This window comes from Fluviicola taffensis DSM 16823 (assembly GCF_000194605.1).
Taxonomy (GTDB): Bacteria; Bacteroidota; Bacteroidia; order Flavobacteriales_D; family Crocinitomicaceae; genus Fluviicola; species Fluviicola taffensis.
In genome coordinates, this window is sequence record NC_015321.1 from 676,199 (window position 1) to 695,921 (window position 19,723).

The 19,723-nt window shown below is 34.7% G+C and carries 21 protein-coding genes and 1 tRNA gene; 7 read left to right on the forward strand and 15 right to left on the reverse strand.

Features of this window, described 5'->3' with window-relative positions; translation table 11 throughout:
- The first annotated feature begins 674 nt into the window (after window positions 1-674).
- The 3 genes from FLUTA_RS02945 (at window position 675) to FLUTA_RS20485 (ending at window position 2,869) form a co-directional block, all read left to right on the forward strand.
- Window positions 675-1,424: a hypothetical protein gene (locus FLUTA_RS02945; RefSeq protein ID WP_013685358.1), complete on the forward strand. Its 750-nt coding sequence runs from the start codon at window positions 675-677 to the stop codon at window positions 1,422-1,424.
- 17 nt (window positions 1,425-1,441) lie between these two features.
- Window positions 1,442-1,657: a hypothetical protein gene (locus FLUTA_RS02950; protein ID WP_013685359.1), complete on the forward strand. Its 216-nt coding sequence runs from the start codon at window positions 1,442-1,444 to the stop codon at window positions 1,655-1,657.
- A 285-nt stretch (window positions 1,658-1,942) separates the two neighbouring features.
- Window positions 1,943-2,869, forward strand: a complete 927-nt coding sequence (locus FLUTA_RS20485) for a DUF2971 domain-containing protein (RefSeq protein ID WP_013685360.1) — start codon at window positions 1,943-1,945, stop codon at window positions 2,867-2,869.
- Window positions 2,870-3,006: 137 nt separating this feature from the next.
- Here FLUTA_RS20485 and FLUTA_RS02960 read toward each other — a convergent pair whose 3' ends face one another.
- Window positions 3,007-3,297, reverse strand: a complete 291-nt coding sequence (locus tag FLUTA_RS02960) for a hypothetical protein (RefSeq protein WP_169312053.1) — start codon at window positions 3,295-3,297, stop codon at window positions 3,007-3,009.
- Window positions 3,298-3,818: 521 nt separating this feature from the next.
- On the opposite strand from FLUTA_RS02960, the gene FLUTA_RS21510 reads away from it, so the two are divergent.
- A complete protein-coding gene (locus tag FLUTA_RS21510; protein WP_169312054.1) occupies window positions 3,819-3,956 on the forward strand; it encodes a hypothetical protein in 138 nt (45 codons plus the stop codon).
- A 199-nt stretch (window positions 3,957-4,155) separates the two neighbouring features.
- On the opposite strand, the gene FLUTA_RS02965 is transcribed toward FLUTA_RS21510, so the two are convergent.
- The 14 genes from FLUTA_RS02965 to FLUTA_RS03030 form a co-directional block, all read right to left on the reverse strand.
- Window positions 4,156-5,055, reverse strand: coding sequence for an Abi family protein (locus FLUTA_RS02965; RefSeq protein ID WP_013685362.1), 900 nt, complete (start codon window positions 5,053-5,055; stop codon window positions 4,156-4,158).
- Between the two features lie 8 nt (window positions 5,056-5,063).
- Window positions 5,064-5,522: a hypothetical protein gene (locus FLUTA_RS02970; protein ID WP_013685363.1), complete on the reverse strand. Its 459-nt coding sequence runs from the start codon at window positions 5,520-5,522 to the stop codon at window positions 5,064-5,066.
- The gene (locus FLUTA_RS02975) at window positions 5,519-6,001 is read right to left on the reverse strand and encodes a helix-turn-helix domain-containing protein (RefSeq protein ID WP_169312055.1); all 483 of its coding nucleotides are present in this window, start codon (window positions 5,999-6,001) and stop codon (window positions 5,519-5,521) included. Before FLUTA_RS02975 ends, FLUTA_RS02970 begins: the two co-directional genes overlap by 4 nt.
- The gene (locus tag FLUTA_RS02980) at window positions 5,985-6,386 is read right to left on the reverse strand and encodes a hypothetical protein (RefSeq protein ID WP_013685365.1); all 402 of its coding nucleotides are present in this window, start codon (window positions 6,384-6,386) and stop codon (window positions 5,985-5,987) included. Before FLUTA_RS02980 ends, FLUTA_RS02975 begins: the two co-directional genes overlap by 17 nt.
- Window positions 6,387-6,516: 130 nt before the next feature.
- Window positions 6,517-6,768, reverse strand: coding sequence for a hypothetical protein (locus FLUTA_RS02985; protein ID WP_013685366.1), 252 nt, complete (start codon window positions 6,766-6,768; stop codon window positions 6,517-6,519).
- A 10-nt stretch (window positions 6,769-6,778) separates the two neighbouring features.
- Window positions 6,779-9,271, reverse strand: a complete 2,493-nt coding sequence (locus FLUTA_RS02990; RefSeq protein WP_013685367.1) for a GIY-YIG nuclease family protein — start codon at window positions 9,269-9,271, stop codon at window positions 6,779-6,781.
- On the reverse strand, window positions 9,264-10,799 hold the full coding sequence (locus tag FLUTA_RS02995) for an Eco57I restriction-modification methylase domain-containing protein (RefSeq protein WP_013685368.1): 1,536 nt from the start codon (window positions 10,797-10,799) through the stop codon (window positions 9,264-9,266). The genes FLUTA_RS02990 and FLUTA_RS02995 overlap by 8 nt, the downstream gene beginning before the upstream one ends.
- On the reverse strand, window positions 10,792-11,451 hold the full coding sequence (locus FLUTA_RS03000; protein ID WP_013685369.1) for a DNA methyltransferase family protein: 660 nt from the start codon (window positions 11,449-11,451) through the stop codon (window positions 10,792-10,794). The genes FLUTA_RS02995 and FLUTA_RS03000 overlap by 8 nt, the downstream gene beginning before the upstream one ends.
- Window positions 11,448-11,672, reverse strand: coding sequence for a helix-turn-helix domain-containing protein (locus FLUTA_RS03005; RefSeq protein WP_043023610.1), 225 nt, complete (start codon window positions 11,670-11,672; stop codon window positions 11,448-11,450). Before FLUTA_RS03005 ends, FLUTA_RS03000 begins: the two co-directional genes overlap by 4 nt.
- A 56-nt stretch (window positions 11,673-11,728) precedes the next feature.
- On the reverse strand, window positions 11,729-13,957 hold the full coding sequence (locus FLUTA_RS03010; protein WP_013685371.1) for a DUF3987 domain-containing protein: 2,229 nt from the start codon (window positions 13,955-13,957) through the stop codon (window positions 11,729-11,731).
- Window positions 13,958-13,980: 23 nt separating this feature from the next.
- Complete coding sequence (locus FLUTA_RS03015) at window positions 13,981-14,253, reverse strand: helix-turn-helix domain-containing protein (protein ID WP_013685372.1); 273 nt, start codon at window positions 14,251-14,253, stop codon at window positions 13,981-13,983.
- 105 nt (window positions 14,254-14,358) lie between these two features.
- The gene (locus FLUTA_RS03020; protein ID WP_013685373.1) at window positions 14,359-15,717 is read right to left on the reverse strand and encodes a hypothetical protein; all 1,359 of its coding nucleotides are present in this window, start codon (window positions 15,715-15,717) and stop codon (window positions 14,359-14,361) included.
- 73 nt (window positions 15,718-15,790) lie between these two features.
- A complete protein-coding gene (locus FLUTA_RS03025) occupies window positions 15,791-17,008 on the reverse strand; it encodes a site-specific integrase (protein WP_013685374.1) in 1,218 nt (405 codons plus the stop codon).
- Between the two features lie 237 nt (window positions 17,009-17,245).
- Window positions 17,246-17,319: transfer RNA gene (locus tag FLUTA_RS03030), tRNA-Asp, on the reverse strand.
- Between the two features lie 305 nt (window positions 17,320-17,624).
- Between FLUTA_RS03030 and FLUTA_RS03035 the strand changes: the two genes are divergently transcribed.
- The 3 genes from FLUTA_RS03035 to FLUTA_RS03045 all read left to right on the forward strand — a co-directional run bounded on the left by FLUTA_RS03035 (window position 17,625) and on the right by FLUTA_RS03045 (window position 19,585).
- Window positions 17,625-18,344 carry a pirin family protein gene (locus FLUTA_RS03035; protein ID WP_013685375.1) on the forward strand — a complete coding sequence of 240 codons (720 nt, stop codon included), beginning with the start codon at window positions 17,625-17,627 and terminating at the stop codon, window positions 18,342-18,344.
- 10 nt (window positions 18,345-18,354) lie between these two features.
- Window positions 18,355-18,972 carry an NAD(P)H-dependent oxidoreductase gene (locus FLUTA_RS03040; protein WP_013685376.1) on the forward strand — a complete coding sequence of 206 codons (618 nt, stop codon included), beginning with the start codon at window positions 18,355-18,357 and terminating at the stop codon, window positions 18,970-18,972.
- A gap of 94 nt (window positions 18,973-19,066) precedes the next feature.
- Window positions 19,067-19,585 carry a YceI family protein gene (locus tag FLUTA_RS03045; RefSeq protein ID WP_013685377.1) on the forward strand — a complete coding sequence of 173 codons (519 nt, stop codon included), beginning with the start codon at window positions 19,067-19,069 and terminating at the stop codon, window positions 19,583-19,585.
- Window positions 19,586-19,723 lie beyond the last annotated feature (138 nt).

Below are 19,723 nucleotides of genomic sequence, written 5' to 3' on the forward strand. Positions count from 1 at the left end.
CATTGAATTTTTGATTTTCCATTTGATCAATAAATTACATGAATAATAACTGGAATTCATTCAAAACATATTGAAAGATAAACTCAACAAACCTAGCCGTAACAAAGGTTTACTCACTCTCCAGCGAACAAATTCGTGAAATTATTTTGTTCGCTGATTTGTTCGCTGGAAATTTGTTGTGAATTGATATTATTTGTTTTCATTGACACCAACGAAAAGTGGAAAAACGCCTAAAAACGTTGATTATAAAGGTGGTAAAATAAAAAAGCCTCCCTTTGGGAGGCTTTTACTTTTAACTGTAGCGGTCTGGACGGGACTAACTAAAACCCCTTGAAACCACTAATAGCCAAACAAATATGTTTTACAAATAAACAAGTCCTACGAATAGGCAACGATTTGTTTATTGTGTTTTTAACTTTATTAATGAACGAATTGCATCGAAATGCTTCACAAAGATAGACAATTTATTGAGAATGGGACTATCCGAATAAAATAAATGTGAGGTTTAATAAAGTATCTATGGGTAATGTATCGGTAAAATAGAGCCTATCTCCTACGATTTAAGTGCAATAGAAAGCATAACAAGTAAAGAGAAACACAATATACAACCAGCTCATTTAGAAGTCGTTTCTTTATTTATAAATACTTTTTCTCATTCATTAAAATCTTAAAAAATGGCACGTCAGAGTGGTCTTATCAAGATTAAAGGAACATTGGACAATGTTTCTTTTTACAAAACAAAAGATGGGCATTTAGCCCGAATGAAAACATCTGTTGATGGAAAGCGCATTGCAAACGATCCAGCGTTTGAGCGGACACGCGAAAACAATAAGGAGTTTGCGAATGCTGCAACTGCAGGAAAATTAATGCGTGATGCATTGCGCCCAATGGCGTTGAATGCTTCTGATTCAAGAGTTACCTCTCGCCTAACGCAAATTATGACTCGTGTGAAAAACATGGATGCAACAAGCGCACGCGGAGGCAGAACTGTTGCAACAGGTGTTCAGGATCCTAATGCGTTGATTCAGTTGAAAGGTTTTGAATTCAACAAATCAGCTTTGTTGAGTGCAATTTTATTTAAACCTGTAATGGTTGATAACCTTACCGGGGAAGTAACCATTTCGAGTTTAGTTCCACAAATGGATATTGTTTGGCCTCAAGGAGCTACACACGTCTCATTTACGAGCGGTTTCGCAGGAATCGACTTCCTAGATGGTAACAAGGAATTGCAGATGAGTAACACAGTTAATTTACCAATTAATGGTGCTGTTTCAACTATTGTTCTTATCCCTACAGGCGTACCATCTGTTCCTGGAATTAAAATGATAATTGTAAAAATTGAGTTTTTCCAAGAAATCAATGGAGTACAATACACATTGAAGAATGGTGCTTACAATGCTTTGAGAGTTTCAGAAGTTTTTTAATCAATAAACCGTGTAATATGGCAGATGGACCAATAAATTGCTTTAGTAATGACTTAGATGTTGTTGTAAATGCAATTCGCCGACCTAGATTTAAGGCAGGCGCAGAATTATCAAGTGCAGTAAACTTAGTAGGTATTGACGTTGAGCATGACTTACTAGAGGATGCTGAAAAACTAACAGTACGGGTAAAGATTCAATCTAAAACGTGTGAAACAAAAGAATGTAACTGCTAAAGTTCATTCAAAACGGTGAATTAGGGTGCTTGATGCACCCTTTTTTATGCGCCATACTTTCCCCCCATTTAATTTTAACCCAAAAGAAAAAAGAAAAAAAGAAAGCCAATTTTAAGGCTGGCGGTTTTATGGATACAAGGTTTTTGAGAAAAATACTATCCTGCCGATAGGCGGATGGAGATTTTTTTCAAAACCCGCAGGGCTTGACCTTTTAGCCATAGAAACCAGAAGACTATTTTTGATTTGTTTTTTTGTTTATACTTGGTAAATCAATCTAATTGACTAATGGAAAAAACTTATAGACTGGGAAAAATTGCTGGGGAGCTGAATTTAGGCATTTCAACTATCGCGGAAATAATTGAATTTTTTGGAGGAGAAATTGACACTAATCCAAACACGAAATTAACACCTGAACAAGTGAAATGTATTAAGGATAATCACTTAAACTATCATTCTTTGAAACAACAGTTTGAAACTTTGAAACATATAAGATCTAAAAAGGATACTTTGCCAAAAGTTACAACATTTGCAGGATTAAATGCGATAAGAGATGAATTAGGCGAACCAAAAATAATCTATAAATATTTTGGTGATAATAATTACACACTAGATTCATTGAGAAATGATTATTTATATCATTCTTACTACTTAGATTTTAATGATCCTTTTGATTGCAGTTCGTATCTAATTGACATAAACGGAAATGCCAATAGAGCGACGCGAGAAGTATTTAAGGAAACTCTAAAAAAGAGCATGGAGATAAACGGAATCTGTTGTTTTTCACGAATAAACGATTCTATTCTAATGTGGTCGCATTATGCAAATAAACATCGAGGTATATGTTTAGAATTTGAAAACAGCAATGATGCTTTTCAAACAAAGGATGTGCACTATGTTAAGAACTTCAAGAAGCCTGATTTATTTATTGATCGTGAGGATGCTCTTTATCATATGATTTACACAAAATCTGAAGAATGGTCTTATGAGAAAGAATTGAGGTCATTCAAGAAGATTACATATAATAATACTGAGGCAAGAAAAATAAACTTTGATTTTAAAATGTTAAAAGCAATTTATTTTGGAGTCAATGCACAAGTGGATTTCATTAAAAATGTAAAAGAAATATTAAGCACAAAAGATACAACTTGCCAATTATATTTTGGAAGACTTAAGAAAAATGAATTTGGTATTGAATGGGTTAAAGGAAAATAATAAGATTGCAAATGTTGCAAAGTTTGTAAAACATGAAAAAAAAGAAAGGCCAAAAGTGACCTTTCTAATTTGCGGCAGACCGAGGCATCGAACCTCTTCCATCCCTAGCGAATACCTTTTAATGGTGTTTAACGAGATTATTCATTTTGTGCAAGTCTGCCAGATGGGATAGTCTGCCCACCAAAAAGAAAAACAACAAGCAAAATTAATTTCAAAATGATTGAACTATTTTGTGTGTTTGAATTATCTATGTATTGTTTCATATCCTTTATTTTTTGAATTATAAATTCAACAAACAGCCCCATGATAATATCTCGTAAGAAACTTTCTCCAGAAAAAAGTAAAACGCAAAGATTTTCAAATACAAGTATAGTAAAAATAACAAAAAGGAAAAACAGCCTTGAGCCAGCGCAGGAAAGACGAGCCATAGCCATGTAGCACTGCGGAATGGCTTGGCGAAGTGTGGGGTAAGTGGAAGAAGAGAAATGGCGCGATAGCAGAATGAAACGACTGGAACGCGCGAAGCCGACCGCGAGTGGAGCGAAGGTGGAAGACAAAGGAAGGGCACGGAGTGAACTGTTTGCGACCTATGCAGTATGCACAAGGGCTTGGCGTAGTTTTTGAAATTCCGAAGAAGGATTGAATACAAGTGTGAGAAATGGCAGGAAGGTAGTTTACGGAATGGATGCCATGAGCACTCTTGACTACAACAAACTATAACCAGAACCACGAACGAAAGTGCTCTTTGTTGGAGGTACGGAACCAATGTGCACACTCAGAGGATCTCTCAAAAACTGTGACAAGCCCGAAGCCTGAGCGACTTGCAGGCGAGCATAAACACAAGCGGCGGTGACACCCCATTAAACAAAAGTGACGGGAGTGACGGGACTAGCTTCCCTGAACACATTTACAGGGGTTTGGGGTGGTAGAGTAGCCGCGACTGACGACGATGAACAAACAGGCAAAGAAAACAAGTGGAAGCCCGAATGCAGGAATTCTGGAAGCACGGGTTGGAACGGTAGAAACAAGCCCGAAGGCAATCACGATTGAGCAATGCGATTTAAAGAGCACTTGCGAAACGCTGTGAGCCAAGCTTTGTATTAGGCTTGTTTGTATGTTTTCTGAAGCTGTGAGGGCAAGGAGGAAGACCGCTTTTTCCTTTATTAAACCAAATGAAAAACAAAGACTCACAAGTTTCCTCATGAGTCTTCTAATTCTTTTTTTAGAGTGCACCTACACATCAAGTATGTAAAGGCACTTATATACAGCAAAGGTAGAGAAGTTTTCTAGACGACCAAATTTTCTTGTAAAATATTTAAACTTGACTTTGTTGAATAGATTTGGTACGCTTCTGGACAGTTTTCTTGAATATCAGATAAACACTGATTAATCTCATTGATGAAGTCTTGTTTGCGGTTGTTTGAAATATGATGTAAAACGTATTCGATTACCTGAATAACAACTCTAAGAGTATGTCGTTTGTCATCAATGTAATCTATTTTAGGAATTGTTGGTAGACTCTTTGGAAGTGAGTAATTGTATAGAATCGCCCCATGAGCACATCTATTTCGAATTTGAACCAATCCTCTAAAAATACGCTCAAACTTCTCAATCGGTTTAATACCTAATTTATCTGAAATCCGTTCTTTTATTGACGTGTCTTGAACACTCTCATAAATCTTAAATAAAGAGCCAAATGGAAAATTCTCCAATGTTTTCCATGCAGGAGCGTAAACACAATCTGCATATTTGTTGTGATGATTTTTAATTACAAAATGTTTATTGATGAAATCAGCATTGTAATGGTTGGGAAATTCATCTACGAAGGATTGGGACATAACCGTTGGACTAGAAAACCAAATTGGATCTTCTTTGAATTTCATCGATAGATAATATACAACGCTAGTGCGAAAGTTTACTTCAATACGATTTAGGTATTTAGTGAGTATGTACCTGATATCATTGTCCAAATAGTATAAGTCTACAATCGTCTTGAACTTGGTGCCAGTGATAAAATCATGATCGGAATTTGATTTACGGAGATCAAACCAATAAAATCCTAATCGGTAATATCCTATATCTAAAAGTATCTCTTTGATTTTGCTTTCTTCATAACCTTCAAAATCCATACCTCTATCAGAAAGCAGTTGAATTTGTTGATCAATAGTAATTGCTACGCGTCCCATGGTAGTAATTAATTTTTCTTTCTATTTTTCAGCATTTTTTTCTTGTCAGCATGCAATGCTCCTACATCTACAGCGGGTAATTGAAATTTACCAAAAGGATAGCTGCTAGTTACATTTGAAATATATGTCCTTAAGTTATTTATAGCAATACTTAAACCAGATATGTAGATGAAATCAGATTTTTCCTTATCAGTTAAAATTGCATTTTTATCAAAGCTAAAAATGGAAACACCTTCTACAAACATTATATATCCGAGTAAAGAGGTGTCTATATCGTTAATGCTAATCTTAGTAAACAAAAAGGTTTCACCACTTTTTTGTTCTTTCGCAATAAAATCTAAATCAATCACATAAGCGTCAAAAATTTCTCGAATGTTGACTTTTTTATTTCCGGGGTCATTAAATTTATATTTCGAATCAAGTACATAGAAATCATGTAAGATAAGTGGCGATTTTTTTATTCTCATGATGCAAACGATTTTGAAGTGGGAACCGAGTATTCATATTCGCTTCCTTCCTCTTCGTGTCTAGGAGTTGAAAGATTCCGAACTACTTTTAAATATGACCCAGTCCGATTGGATTCGTACCATTTGTCCAAATGATCAGCAATTGTGTCTTCATTTATTGGGTTAGCAAATTTATCCTTCCCCGCAATTTTTATATCAAATTCAATTCCTAGTGCTTTTTGAAGTTTGGCTGCTGTTATCAAATTCATTAATTTATGGCCTCGAAATAGTTGTGTTAAATAACTAGCTGACGTACCAATTTCAGATGCTAATTCATTTCTTTTTAAACCTTTTTCATCTGCGGTCTCTTGAATTTGAGATAAAAATTTTGCCATTAGAATTTTTGCATCAATTTCTAATTGATCTTTCTCATCTGCAAAAGAAAAAATATCATTAAAGGCTTCTTCAAGTTCCTTCAAATTTTTATTTGATGATTTCATATTCATAGCTTGCGACTTTTTCTATAATATTCTTTGTTTTTTGTTTTACTCCCTGAGTTTTTTTCTTTTCAAATAATTCAGCAGTCACTACAACAAAAGTTTTGTCTTCCAAGGTTTGTTCTTTGCAATAAATTCTATCATTAGACTGACCTTTGAAAAATTTCATTGCAGTAACACCTTTACATTTTTTATTTATTTCTTCCTTATCGTATACATCTGTGTTTCTTAATCGTAGAAGAATACACTCTACGATATAATTGAATTTTTTTTTATGCTTATCATCTCGTTTGATGTACTCAGATATTACAGCCCAGGTTTCTAAGTCAACACAAATCGCGATAGTCTTGTCTGTATTACAACGTATTATTCTTGCCTTTCTTATCACAAAATTAACTTATAGGTTCATTAAAGCAAATTTATTTGCGTTTTTTATAATTTCTTTGACAGAATTTTTAATTCTAATACAGATTTCAACCTCATGTAAAATGATAAACTTCAATTGGTTTACGACACAATTATATCTCATACAACATCTGATTCTTTGCTCTCAAATATATTCTTCCTTCGGGTCTTTTACAAACCGTAACGGATTCCGTGCGGAAAACAGTTCCTTCTGGATATTCATCTCTAAATTTTGTTAAACTCTCGATTAAAATATTTGGAGGAAAACCTTGATCAGATAGCGGACGAACTCTAATGTGACTTGTTTCAGGGTCTAAAAATGTTTCAAATAAAACATCGAGATATTTTGTGCCAATAACCAACATAATACAAATTCTAATTATTCTCAAATTCCTGTTTAAATTCATCGATACTAATTACTGTATCATAAAGACCAATTTTAGATTCAGGATGTTTGTTTATTCCTGAGTATGATAAACTTGCGTCTTCATATCTTTTGAATTTATAAACGGCATCATTCATTAGTGCACTATTAAAAACTCCAAGACTTACAAGCAATTCAAAATCATTTACATTAAGACCAGTGACCTTTTTAAATAAGGCTGGTTCTAATTGAGTAATTACATCTTTTAAACTTCTTTCTCTGTAATCTGTTAAGTACATAAATACTGGAATGCGAGTAGCAAACTTTATTAGTTTTTCTTGTATTTCCTTTCTTTTACTCTTATACTCTTTTTCTTCGTCTGAAAGTTCTTTTTTCTCTTGTTTTGTGAGTTCTTTCTTGTTCGCTTCTGCTTTAGCCTTTTTTATAGAATCAGATTTATTGATGATCGTTTCGATGTCTTGATTTAAATTTCTAAAACCTTCAATGTTTGCCAAGGCTTGCATAGCATCTTGGTTATCCATTAATCTTTGTAAAGTGAAGTTATCTACATTCACTAACAAAGCACTTTCCCATCGTCTTGCTAGTAGAGTTGCTGTCGTACCACTCATTGCAATATCTAAAATGCCTGCTGCATCTATTTCTTTCATCGAACTACCATCATAGGCTAGAACAGGAAGGAATTTTATAAATTCTTCAACTTTCTTTTCTGGATTGCTTTCACCAACATTCAACCTACAACTATAATCAGCAATTTGACGTAATGCTCTGTCAGGCGCAAAATCAAAAACATAACATTCATGCTTAATTATTTCTTCACGATTTGGAGCGTTTTTATCAGGGTTTTTAATTGTCCAAGGTGTTTGAACTCTAAATGCTGCTTGAAAATAAGTCTCTGGACTTGATGAATTGCGTAACATGAAAATACCTGTCCAAGGTTTCACAGAAACACCAGTTGTTAACTTTCCACAAGATAAAGTAATAGTTTTTGTTTCTAGGGCGTTACCCAAAGCTTTTTCAACTGGTTTAAGTGCTTCTACTCCAATTCCTGCACTTGTGCCTGCACTAACAACTACTTCATAGTCATGGTAGAACTTATTTTGCTTTTGATCAATTAAATTTTTCATTGCATGACAAGAAGCAACTGTAGGTAAAAACCAAAAAGTGTGCTGTAAAACATTTAATAACCTTGTATCTGAAAATGGCATAGGTGGTCTTTTAGCACCCATTTTGAGATTATCAATTGTTGTTTCAGCTAGATTACCTCTTATCAGATCTAACCACTTTTGCACTTGTTCTTCATATTTGAACTTTGCACTTTTACCATCACCATCAGCCGAGAAAAAGAGATTTAAATCAAATTCATTGAATTCTCCTTTCATCGCTATTTCAATGATTGAATCAGGCATTTGATAAGTAAGCATTACCATTCTTGGCAAGGAAGCATAAGGATTAGCACCTTCTTTCCATTCTGATTTTGCTCTTTGCTCATCCGAATATGTCCAATTGAATATTTGTTCTTCGATAAATTCCCCTGAAGATATTGCTCTAAATGGAGTGCCTGACAAGTATAAATAATGGTTTGTTGTTATTGGCATTATACTTTCATCAAAGTACTCAATACCAACGCCCTCACCAAATTGTTGTTCCTTTGCACTCTCAGCTTCAAATAATTCTTTAGCATTTTCACGCCAAGCACCATAATGATATTCGTCAAACGCTACACAATCCCAATTTGTAGTATGTACCCATTCATTTTTGGGTTTAATACCACCTGCAGAATTTGTTCCCAACAAATCTTGAAAGGATCCGAAAAACACAAACGGTTTTTTTGTATCAATATCATCAAAGCTTAAATCATCCTCTTTATTAGAAACAAATTGCCATCCTGCAAAATCTATATGCGATTCCAAATCTTCTTTCCATGCACTTTGAACCGCAGGTTTAAATGTTAAGACCAATATTTTAGTCCACCCCATCTTTTTTGCTAACTGATAGGTAGTAAATGTTTTCCCGAAACGCATTTTAGCATTCCAAAGAAAATGTGGGATTTGGTTTTTATTTTCCTTTTTAGAACTTAAAAAATATGCTTCTGTTTTAATAATTGCTTCTGATTGTTCTGGACGCAAACCAAAATCTAACGTTCGTTTATCTTCATTAACAACTCCCGATTTAATTTCAAGAATACAAGCTTTTATTTCTTTGAGTGAACATTCAAACCATTCACCATTTATATGTTTTACTTTTTTGGAATTTAAAAGTCTATGAATATCTTTATCTGTAAACAAAGTGCCATTATTTCGCATGGCCAATTCTTCTAATATGATTTCGTAACTCATATTTGGAAGTTTTACGGGATATTGTTCTTTTACCCTTTCTTCTGCGGTTTTGGTTGTGTAACCTACTTTTATGCAATTTGTGAAACGAGTATCTGTATAAGCATACACTTTTGGAATGCTTTTCTCGGGAAAATAATTTTTACTCATTGTCTTCGCTTTTTCTGTTACCCATTAATTCTACGGCTTTTATTCTTGAATCAATGTATTGCCATTCTTCCTCATTTATATTCCATTTTTTTCTCAGTAAATCGTCTGTATAAACACCTTCGTATTTACCTAAATCTGGGATGAAATGAAAATTGGATTTCGTAACGTGTTGTGAAACTACCGTTTGCAATAACAGAAAACGTACAGTTTTGGTGAAAATGTAAGATTTGAATGCTCTGGCTTCTTTCTCTGTATCAAAAGAGCCTAATGCTATGAACGACTCTGTACAACATTCGCCTGGTTTTGCAATAAGCGTATTGCCTTCATAATAAAAGCCTACTGGTTTTGAAAAATCAGTTTGACCAGCTATTGGTGCAGGCGGAACTAAAAATTTCCACTGATCTAAAAGATTAAAACTATCTGCAACATCATTTTCGTCAGCAAATTGCAATCCTATTTTTTGAGTGAACCAACAAGGAATTCCTTTCTTTTTAGGAGTGTAATTGGTTGGCATACCAAATGGTTTTCTTGAAGAAACTCTATCTGAGAGTCTCTTTGGATTGTTTTCTAGAACTTTTCTAATAATTGGAATAGCTTGACCTTGACGTATTAAGATTGGAAATTCATTTAAAGCTCTTTCGGTATTTACTTTTGAACCTCCATTAAAATTAATGACTTCGCATAATCCTTTATTATCTCTATCCCACAGAAAATAACAAATGCCACCTGCTACATCAACACCAGGGAAAACTTCATTTGAATTTTCAAAATCAACAATTTTTCTAATCCTTTTGTCCGACAACATTTCTGTTCTAAATTCGTCCAAACCTTTACCCCCTGCGTACCAACGAGAAGGGATGATCATGGATAAAAACCGTGGATTTAGTTTTTTGGCTTGTTGAATAAATTTATGATATATGGGTGCAGCACTTTTTCCATGACCACCATCACTTAATTGATATGGTGGATTTCCTACAATAACATCAAACTTCATGTTTTTAAATATTTTTTCTGGGTGGTTGGTGTGTATGAATTGATAAGCGTATGCTTCAAGTGTGTCTTCTCGCTCATAGACTTCTTGGCTTGCATTACAAAAAGTACATTTGCCATTTTTCCAAGCGTGCTCTATATTATCAAATAATATGTTTCCTTGTTCATTCGTAAATGATTCACAAATTGAATATTTACCATTGGCGATTTTTGAACAATAAACACTTCTTCGAGTAAGTAAAGAAGTTAATTCTGTAATTGCTATTCCAAATAATTGCTTTGTGAAAATGTGATTTAGTCGTTCTTGTTGATCTGGAAATTCAGATTCCAAACCAATCATTAAACGTTTAGCAATCTCTCGCAAAAACACACCTGATTTACTTACAGGGTCAAGAAAGGTAGTTTTAGAATTGCTAAATAATTCTTGTGGTAACAAATCAAGGATTTGATTTGCCAACGATGGCGGTGTAAAAACTTCATCATTGCTCAAATTAGCAAGGCAAGTTAATACATCTGGGTTATAGTTTGCTTCAATCATGTTCTGCAATTTTTAAGAAATGAGTTAAAGGGAATTCTGCAACTGGTTGTGGAATAAATACAGGTTCTTTGTGGTCTGAAAATAGATTCATTTCGCTATCGTCATATTCTACATTTTCTAAAAGTTTGTCTAATTGAAAGTCTCTTCTTTTTAGCATACTTCCATTGACAGCACTCCATTCGGAAAAGGTTATAGGCAAACCAGATGTTGACTTCATAGATAAAGCATCACCCCAAATTATGTTTTTGGACAGTATAAATTCGGCTGACAGTAAGAAGGCTTCGTTAAAATCTTTCTTGTAATGATGTATGTAGTATTTTGTAAATATTCCTAGTAATCTGTCTCTACAGGCTTGTACATTATCTTCTAAAATATCAACACCATAAATACTAGAAATTGCCGTTATCGCATTTCTTTCATATTCAAGCTGACTTTTTTTGTAACGTGCTTCAACTACTTTTAATTTCCGTTCTAGTATTTCAACCAAAAAATTACCAGTACCACAGGCGGGCTCAAGAAAACGAGAATCAATTCTTTCTGTTTCTTGTTGCACAAGGTCAAGCATAGCATTTACTTCACGTTTATTTGTAAATACTTCCCCATGATTAGTGACTCTATCTTTTGAGTTTACTTGCTTCGCTTCTGTGCTCATTTTAAAACATCTATTTTAACGCTATGATTAGTTTGAGGAGCAACAAGTAACTCTCTTGGATCAACATTTAAAAATGTTGCAATCTTATACAATACCTCTATGCTTGGTTGAGTGCGATTCTGTACATACCCATTAACAATATTGTAGCTTTTACCTAATTGGTCGGCTAACCAAACTTGTTTAATACCTTTAGATTCTAGTACTTCTTTGATACGATTCATTGAGCCTTTTTGTGAGCTGTGAATATAAGCAATACAAACAAAAAACACACTATAATTTAGTGTGTTTTGATTTTAGTATAGATGCCTGTGTCTTCTTTATCGATTAATACACTAATCCAATTTTTTAAGCACCCATCAATGGTTCTGCTTTTTAATCCTAAAGATTCTCCTATTTCAATCGCTTCTTTACGTTGAAAGGAATCTGGCAATGCTTCGAAGAATTTCTGTTTTTTAGGGGATGTATTAATAGTATGATGGGCATTTTTATTTGGAAGATTGGCAAACATCAAAATGCTATGTTGTATGTAAGTATTGACGAGGGTAGCTGCACTATCAAAGTCAATATCTTCACAAATAATAGTTTCGGAACAATCACCGTTTTCAAATTTACGGAGAGTGGAGAATATCATGCAAATACGATATAAAACTAAGCCCATTCGTTTTACTATACTGGTCGCTTCTTCACCAGCTAACTCAATTATTTCTTGTAAGTGTTCCGTAAAGGCATCATTTAATTTTGCCCATTGGTCTGATGTTAATTCAATTGTGGTTGGTTGATTCTCTAGAAATTGTACCATTTCAAAAACTTCTTTTGAAAGTGCATCGAAATGATCTGTTAGGTTTACTCGGTTTGGATCAGGTGCAGGAGAAATCCAACCTGAATCAGAACGGAAGGCGTAGAAAATAAAACGACTGAACAAACCATCTTCTGCGCTTGGAATGATATTGAATATTTGTGCTGGAGTTCCAGTTAAGGCAACGCTTAAACGAGGATTGTTGATGTCAATAAATTCTTTATTTGTTTTCCGACTCAATGACACTTTTTCATGATGAAATGCTTTTCTAAGTAAATCAGAATAGGAGCCCCATTCATTTTTAAAAACTGCGCCCAATGTATCTGCTTCTGTTTCACAAATGATACCTTGTTCATCGTTGCTCTTTAGATGCACATATAGTTGTGCGCTTGAAGTGTTTGCAGGTATGAAAACAACTTTAAAGGGTGGTTCTTCAGGAACTTCACCATCATCTGTTATTTCATGATTTTTATTGGTTGCTGATCGTTTATTTTTCAATAAACGCATTTGACGATCGTATTCTTTCTTTAATTCTAAGCTCTGTTGTAATGTGAAATTGTGGTAAACATCTGCCAGTTCTTTAGATGATTGCATAGAACCTTTACCACTTGCAGGAGGGGCAAGAACAAAGCAAAATAGATTGGGGTACACTTTTCTTTGAGAATATAACCCCTCAACATTTGGCATACACCCGGATAAAATAGCAAGTGCAGTTGTAAGAAAGACATCTTTCTCGCGGTGTATTTCAAAAGCATCTGCACCACGCTTTAATAGTGAAGGAAGGTTGTTATAGACAGGTAGCGGAATTTTTGGCGTGGTGTATAGTAAATCTTTGGACCAGTCTTTTTCTTCGTTGATATTATTTTTTTTATCGTTTGCAAGGGTTGCAACATTTGCAAACTTTGCAAATTCATTTGTGTTGTTTTTATATGCACTTTCTACCGCAGCGGTGATTTCTCTGGGGTTTAAGTCAAATGAATTTAAGCAGTAATCTAAAACAGTTTGTTTATCTATCCCAAAACGGTTTCCATTTCTGGCCACAAGGTAAATGTGGCTATTTCGATTGCCTTTTTCGTAAGTTGAAATTTTTTCTGTGAACTGAATACAATAGTCAATGTCTTTGGATACTATTTGCTTAGTATTTTTTGATTCATGTTGAAACTCAATGAATGGTGTGAAAATTTCACTTTCATTATTCACAAATGCCTCTGGGTCCCATGATAAAAAACATAATCGATTAATGTCTTTGCATTTTGGGTCAGGTGTGTAGCCAGTTAACTGTTCATAATATTGCATCAATTGAACAATCATTTGAGTATGATCCTCTTGCTTGGAATTGATTTTGACGAAAATCTTTATCCCCATTCCACTAGGGCTGATAAAGCTAGCAATCGTGAAATCTGAACTATTTACCACAGCTAATAAACTACTCACTTCAGTAACTGGAATATCATCTAAATCAATGTGAGCTAATTGATTGTAACTTGAAAGCGTTTCTAATGTTCTTCCATTTGTAAATGTAGCAGACGGAGTAAATGCTGGAAGCTCTTTTTTTAAGCTATCACCAAGGCTGTCATTGCCCTGGTGATAAGCGTAACGGATAGACTTGATTTTTTCTTCAAAATCATTGGATTTTATTTGCTCGATTACGGCAAGGAAATCCTTATCCTCCACTGGTGTGTGGAAGTCATTATACATAGTGACTTTCATAGTCTAGTAATTAATAATGAAACTTACTTGGAGTAATTGCTTTGAAGAAAAGCATCAATATCAGAAGCCTTGTAGTAGATTTTGGCTCCAATTTGAGAGAAAGGTAGTTTACCGGAATCACGGTAATGTTGTAATGTGCGTTTGCTGATATGTAATAATTCGCAAACGTCTTGATTGTCCATCCAAACTTCTGATAAGGGTGTAGTACCTTTTTCTTTGTTTAGTTTTTCGTTAATTGCTTCCAATCTTTTTACTATTTGTTGGAAGGCTTCTGATTCAATTGTAATCACATTCATAATGCAAGAATTTTAAAGTAAAACATTAATTTTCTTGCTAAATTCAAGCAATCGAGACCGAGAAATATTGAGATATTGAGGCGCTATTGAGATACCTCAATGTATTTATTGAAATTTATCGAAAATGGCTACAATTTCTGTTTCACGTTCGGGGTTTGGGTTTTGATTCCAACTAGAACTAAAGATATTTCCCTTTAGTTTAGAACCTTCTTTTGAATAGAAAAAATCAGTATTTACAACACTTGCGTAACTCAAGCCATCAAAATACTTTCGATTCTTAAATTGAGTAATAATCAAAGCCAATTGATTTGTGTAGCAGTTGAAATGAATATCTTTTTCGTATTTGATTTGTTTTGCCAATAATACATTTAGTAAATCATCTGGAGTGCACTTTTCTTCATTCAACAAATAGAACTCTCTATTAAGTTCATAAATGATGGCTTTAATTTTTTCATCTTTTCCATGTTTGGGTTTAAAAGATGTTGTTTCACCTTTTTTTAGCTTTGAACGAATAGCTGGTGGCATTATTGATTTTTTATCGAATGTCTTCAAATCATTGAAGAATTCTTTTTCGTCTGTCAGCCATTGTTTAATTGTTGCTAAATACTCTCTTTCTTGATTTGTATAATCTTCGAATAATTTTTTACTTTTTATTACTCTTTCCTGACAGACCAATTCAAAACGCGTGGCTTCAATATCCGAAATATGGCCTTTTTGAATGAGCTCTTTCGTATTGATTAGTTTCAGAATTTGATTAGTTAAGCCAATTAATAGTTCAACCATTGATTCTTCTGTATGCGTAACAAATGCCGTTTGACCTGAATAGCGATTGGTTCTTAAGATTTCTTTTACTATGGGCAACTGTTTAGAGAAATGGTTTTTAAGATTGACTAAAAAGGTTAATTCAAAAGGGAATGAATTAAACCATTTGTTGTAAATATCTACTAATGCATTAAGGTCAGCACTTTGGTATTTCTTCTTAGGACTTTGAATTTGATTGATATAAGAAACCAGTTTTTTTTGTTTAGCCAACGGCATCTTAAAGCTATTTCTTTTGATTTGTCCTTCTATTCTTCGAAAATATATGTGTTGACCAATTGGAGGTGAACCGAAGCTATGAAGATTGAATTCAATGTAATCGGTTATGTCTTCGTACCAATCTAAATTCTTAATGTTATTTTCAATTAGAAACTCGGTATAACTCAATTGATTGATAATCTTCGTTTTTAAATACTTAAACTGTGAATTTTTGAAACCTAATCTTTTAGCAAGCTGTTTATGTTCGTTGCAACATAAGGGGAATTTTGCAACGTATTCTTCACTAACTTTTACAGTTTCTTGGTGAAATGGACAACAAAACGGGAATCCTTTTGGTGGTTCCCAGTCTTTTGGTGGATTTACGCCATGTGCGTGAATGTGAAATTCACCATAAGATAGTTTGAATAAAGGTTGGCAAAAATTCATAAAACAAAAAAAACGGTTCGAATAAATGTATAAAACAAAATTCAGAACCGTTCTTCTTCGTTGATAAATATGACTATGCTGTGAATTTCTCTCTCAACCCTTCCATATCTTTACTCACTTTTGTTTCCAAAACTTTCGCATAAATCTGAGTGGTTTGAATTTTCTTGTGGCCTAGCAATTTTGACACTGTTTCAATTGGAATGTTATTTCCAAGTGTTACAGTTGTTGCATAGGTGTGCCGAGCCAAATGTGTGTGAATGTTTTTAGTGATTCCGCAGATTGCACCAAGTTCTTTCAAATAAGCATTCATCTTCTGATTGGATGGAACAGGCAACAAACGATTCTTTATAATGCGTTCCGGATGGTCTTTGTACTTGCTTACAATTTCCTCCGTAATTGGAAACAATGGAATGCGACAATCAGTATTTGTTTTTGTGCGCTCCACAAACAGCCACTTGTGGCGGTCAACACCAATTTGAATGTGTTCTGGTGTTAGAGAGGCCAAATCAGCGAATGCCAAACCAGTGTAACATTGAAACAAGAATAAATCACGGATAACATCAAGGCGCTCAATACTGATTTCTTTTGAAGCAATCTGATCTAATTCAGCTTGAGTTAAGCAATCACGTTTTACTTCTTTGATGGAAATAGTGTAATTGGCAAATGGGTCCTTTTTGATGTAGTCATTTGCCAAGGCTAAATTCACAACTTTCTTCAAGGCTTTCACATGTTTCATTGCTGAATTGTGCTGGCAAGAAATAACTGTTTTCAAGTATTGTTCGAATCTAGTTACAAATGCATGATCCAATTCATTCAGATAAATATCGGAGCAATTGTATTGCACTTGGATAAAATTGCCCAGGTGTTTGAATGCAGCTAAATATCGTTGAAGCGTATTTGGTGAAAAGTCTTTGTTTAACAATTGCTCCATTTGGGAATTGTGATCCTGGAACAGTTCTAACAATTGCCATTGTTTTTCACCAACTCCAAGAAATGCCTGACTGAGTGTTTTGGCATCAATGACCTTTCCACGTTCTTGCATGGTTTGCTGATGGGTGTAAAGTTGACCGCGAATACTATCTAGATAGTCATTAGTAGCCTTTGCTGGTTCGCTTGCACCCTTGCATTTGTTTTTGGTAGTATCCCAAAGTTCTGGGCGAATACTGCGTTTAATAGAAAGCTCAACAGACTTGCCATTGACAGTGATACGGAGGTATATAGGCGCTTCGCCATTACGCAACATTTTATTGCGTTTGATAAAGTACAAAATACTGAAGGTTGTACGTTTCATGTTCTTCATTTTTGAAAGGTTAAAACTAGTGCAACCCATTCAAGGAATAAAATGTAAAACACAGCAAAACAGGGCAATTGAATCGAAATCGTGGGACTAAAATTTGACTTTAAAAAGTCCTACGAATTGGACATTTGCAAATCATTGAAAAACAAGTAATTTGAAAACGATGGGAAACAAAAAAGCCCCACTTTTGTGAGGCTTTCGTAATTTTGCTTTCGCTTTTAACGTTTCTAGCGGTCTGGACGGGACTCGAACCCGCGACCCCATGCGTGACAGGCATGTATTCTAACCAACTGAACTACCAAACCAATTTTCTTTCCGCTTTCACGAATCAAGCTACAGCTTGATTAAGAAATTGTGTAATGCTTTACGTTAAAAGCGTTGCAAAGATACACTGTATTTTCATTTTAACAAGGGAATTTTGAAAAAAAAATAATTTTTATTCTTTAAAGTTCCCATTAACACTAGAAATCAGAAGATTATTGCTTGTTTCTGCCTTTATTTTATAGGAAGAAATTCTTAAAAAATGATAAAATAATATCTACCATGGTAATTAATTCAAAAGTTGTTGTATCTTTGTTCATATCAAACAATCCAAGAAAGGAAAAATAACATGAAAACAATCTTCCACTCAGAAAACTCAAGAGGCCATGCCAACCACGGTTGGTTGAATGCAAAACATTCTTTTAGCTTCGCCTCTTGGTACAACCCGGACAGAGTCAACTTTGGTACTTTACGCGTATTAAATGATGACAGCGTTTCACCGGGAATGGGATTTGGAACACACCCTCACGATAACATGGAAATCATTACGATTCCATTGGAGGGAGCAATTGCACATAAAGACTCCATGGGAAACAGCGCAACGATCAATACAGGAGAAATTCAGGTGATGAGCGCAGGAACAGGAGTACAACATTCGGAATTTAATCCAAACGAGGATAAAGACCTTAAATTATTTCAAATCTGGTTATTCCCGAACAAACGAAACGTAGAACCGCGTTATGACCAACAAAAAATTGCCGTAGATGATCATATCAATGAATTCGTTCAGATTCTTTCACCGAATAAAGACGATGCTGGAGTTTGGATTCATCAAGACGCTTGGTTCAACATGGGGAAATTTACAGAAGATAAAGTAGTTACTTACGAATTTAAAAATCCGAACAACGGGTTATATGTGATGCAGGTTGATGGAAGCTCTGTGATTGATGGTCAGCAATTAAATCGTCGCGATGCATTAGGAATAATGGATACTTCCTCCGTAACTTTACACATCACTAAAGACTCTACTCTCCTACTCATGGAAGTTCCAATGGATGTGAAATTGTAAGTACAGAGAAATGAAAAATGCGTTAGCATGGCGATATGCCACACAGAAATACGATCCAACGAAGAAAATTAGCGCCGATGATATGACGGAAATTTTGGAAGCGATTAACAGTGCTCCAACTTCCTACGGGTTGCAACCTTTCAAATTGATTCATGTAAAATCTCCGGAATTACGTGACCAATTGAGAGCTGCGTCCTACGATCAGTCGCCAGTTACAGATGCATCAGACTTGGTTGTTTTCACTGTGAACCGCAATATCGAGAATCAACACATCGATTCTTACATGCAGCGCATTGTTGAGGTTCGCGATGTGGAACGCGAAAGACTGAACCGATTTCAGGAGAATATTGTTGGTGTATTGTCAACCTTAAATTCGGCAGAATTGGTTGCTTGGAATGCAAAACAAGCCTATATCGGATTGGGATTTGGCTTAGTAATGGCCGCTCATTTAGGAATAGACAGTACTCCGATGGAAGGCTTTAATAAAGAGAGATACGACGAAATTCTAGGATTAACCGATGATCACTCCATTTTGGTTCTAACCTTCGGATATCGTTCGGATGAAGATCATACACAACACCACAAAAAAGTGCGTAAGACTTTAGATCAATTAGTAACGATTAAATAGATTTTAGGACTTTAAGACATCAGGATATTAAGACCGTGAACTTTTGGACTTTTCAAACAATAAAATAAAAACAAACAATTAAAATTCAATCAAAATGAGTACAACTAAATGGACAATTGACCCTTCTCACAGTGAAGTAGGATTTAGCGTAAAACACATGATGTTTACGAAAGTAACAGGTACATTCGACACAGTAGATGCAACAGTTCAAGCTGAGGACGGTTTCAAAAACGTAGTAATAGAAGCTGCAATTGACACTAACTCTGTAAATACACGTAATGCAGATCGTGATGGACATTTAAAAAGTGGAGATTTCTTCGACGTTGAAAATCACCCACAAATTACTTTCAAAGCAGAACTTCCTGAATTGAAGTCAGGTAAAATTGAAGGTGAGTTTTCTCTTCATGGTATCACTAAACGAATTCCGTTGGAAATCGAATTCCACGGAGAAGGAAAAGATCCTTGGGGAAATGAAAAAGCAGCATTTAGCTTTGAATCATCTATTAACCGCAAAGATTTCGGTTTAACTTGGAACTCAGCTCTTGAAACAGGAGGAGTTTTAGTTGGAGAAGACGTGAAATTACGCGGCGAGATTCAGCTAGTTAAAGGATAAGTTTAGTAAATGGATTTAGTAAAGACAGTCTCAATTAGACTGTCTTTTTTTATTCATTAAAAACTGGAGTTTGAAAACTAGTTGAACTAATACATTCATTATTAATGATCAGAATGTAAAATCATTGTTATAATTAAG

What these genes read in the sequence shown, in the direction of transcription:
- FLUTA_RS02960 (WP_169312053.1), bottom strand. Translation starts at nt 3,297, where the DNA reads ATGGCTCGTCTTTCCTGCGCTGGCTCAAGGCTGTTTTTCCTTTTTGTT.
- FLUTA_RS03020 (WP_013685373.1), bottom strand. Translation starts at nt 15,717, where the DNA reads ATGAATTTTTGCCAACCTTTATTCAAACTATCTTATGGTGAATTTCAC.
- FLUTA_RS02965 (WP_013685362.1), bottom strand. Translation starts at nt 5,055, where the DNA reads ATGGGACGCGTAGCAATTACTATTGATCAACAAATTCAACTGCTTTCT.
- FLUTA_RS03010 (WP_013685371.1), bottom strand. Translation starts at nt 13,957, where the DNA reads ATGAAAGTCACTATGTATAATGACTTCCACACACCAGTGGAGGATAAG.
- FLUTA_RS03035 (WP_013685375.1), top strand. Translation starts at nt 17,625, where the DNA reads ATGAAAACAATCTTCCACTCAGAAAACTCAAGAGGCCATGCCAACCAC.
- FLUTA_RS02995 (WP_013685368.1), bottom strand. Translation starts at nt 10,799, where the DNA reads ATGATTGAAGCAAACTATAACCCAGATGTATTAACTTGCCTTGCTAAT.
- FLUTA_RS21510 (WP_169312054.1), top strand. Translation starts at nt 3,819, where the DNA reads ATGAACAAACAGGCAAAGAAAACAAGTGGAAGCCCGAATGCAGGAATT.
- FLUTA_RS03000 (WP_013685369.1), bottom strand. Translation starts at nt 11,451, where the DNA reads ATGAGCACAGAAGCGAAGCAAGTAAACTCAAAAGATAGAGTCACTAAT.
- FLUTA_RS03040 (WP_013685376.1), top strand. Translation starts at nt 18,355, where the DNA reads ATGAAAAATGCGTTAGCATGGCGATATGCCACACAGAAATACGATCCA.
- FLUTA_RS03005 (WP_043023610.1), bottom strand. Translation starts at nt 11,672, where the DNA reads ATGAATCGTATCAAAGAAGTACTAGAATCTAAAGGTATTAAACAAGTT.
- FLUTA_RS02990 (WP_013685367.1), bottom strand. Translation starts at nt 9,271, where the DNA reads ATGAGTAAAAATTATTTTCCCGAGAAAAGCATTCCAAAAGTGTATGCT.
- FLUTA_RS02950 (WP_013685359.1), top strand. Translation starts at nt 1,442, where the DNA reads ATGGCAGATGGACCAATAAATTGCTTTAGTAATGACTTAGATGTTGTT.
- FLUTA_RS03045 (WP_013685377.1), top strand. Translation starts at nt 19,067, where the DNA reads ATGAGTACAACTAAATGGACAATTGACCCTTCTCACAGTGAAGTAGGA.
- FLUTA_RS20485 (WP_013685360.1), top strand. Translation starts at nt 1,943, where the DNA reads ATGGAAAAAACTTATAGACTGGGAAAAATTGCTGGGGAGCTGAATTTA.
- FLUTA_RS02945 (WP_013685358.1), top strand. Translation starts at nt 675, where the DNA reads ATGGCACGTCAGAGTGGTCTTATCAAGATTAAAGGAACATTGGACAAT.
- FLUTA_RS03025 (WP_013685374.1), bottom strand. Translation starts at nt 17,008, where the DNA reads ATGAAACGTACAACCTTCAGTATTTTGTACTTTATCAAACGCAATAAA.
- FLUTA_RS02985 (WP_013685366.1), bottom strand. Translation starts at nt 6,768, where the DNA reads ATGTTGGTTATTGGCACAAAATATCTCGATGTTTTATTTGAAACATTT.
- FLUTA_RS02970 (WP_013685363.1), bottom strand. Translation starts at nt 5,522, where the DNA reads ATGAGAATAAAAAAATCGCCACTTATCTTACATGATTTCTATGTACTT.
- FLUTA_RS02975 (WP_169312055.1), bottom strand. Translation starts at nt 6,001, where the DNA reads ATGAAATCATCAAATAAAAATTTGAAGGAACTTGAAGAAGCCTTTAAT.
- FLUTA_RS03015 (WP_013685372.1), bottom strand. Translation starts at nt 14,253, where the DNA reads ATGAATGTGATTACAATTGAATCAGAAGCCTTCCAACAAATAGTAAAA.